This is a genomic window from [Clostridium] symbiosum ATCC 14940 (genome assembly GCF_000466485.1).
Classification (GTDB): domain Bacteria; phylum Bacillota; class Clostridia; order Lachnospirales; family Lachnospiraceae; genus Otoolea; species Otoolea symbiosa.
In genome coordinates, this window is the sequence record NZ_KE992795.1 from 1,717 (window position 1) to 2,335 (window position 619).

1 protein-coding gene is annotated in these 619 nt (G+C 44.3%); it reads left to right on the forward strand.

Annotated features, from left to right (window positions below; all coding sequences use genetic code 11):
* A partial coding sequence (locus CLOSYM_RS00655; protein ID WP_021640555.1) for an HNH endonuclease occupies positions 1–533 on the forward strand: 533 nt, incomplete at its 5' end.
* Positions 534–619: the final 86 nt, after the last annotated feature.

Consider the following 619-nt stretch of genomic DNA (forward strand, 5'->3'; position numbering starts at 1 on the left):
TACACAGAGCCGGACTTCTCAACCTTGCGGATTACGAGATTGTGGAACAGTACAATGCCGAAGCAAAAGGATTATGCAACTATTACAATCTGGCTTGTGATTATCACACGCTGGACTACTTCTGCTATCTCATGGAGTACAGTTGCTTAAAGACGATTGCCAATAAGCATAAAACCAGTATCCGCAAAATCATTCGCCAGTATAAAGACGGGAAAACATGGTCTGTCCCTTATGAAACTAAAGCAGGGACTAAACGTGTTCGCCCTGTTAAAATCGCAGACTGCAAGCGTGGCGAAGCGAGTGACATTATTTATCAGAGAAAGAAATTTAGCTGGAAAACCACTATCAGACAACGGCTTAATGCCAGAGTTTGTGAACTATGTGGGTGTAAAGAAGCCGACTTGTACGAGGTTCACGTTATACGGAACCTAAACGAGTTGGGGAATTCTGATTGGGAAACCGTGATGAAAAAGAAGCGGCGGAAAACACTTGTTGTTTGTAGCAAGTGCCATGAAAGAATACACAAACACTAATCAATACGTCAATTACTAATGGGGAGCCGGATACTTCGAGAGGAGTAAGTCCGGTTCCGAGGGAGGGTGTAGGAAACCTGCCGCCA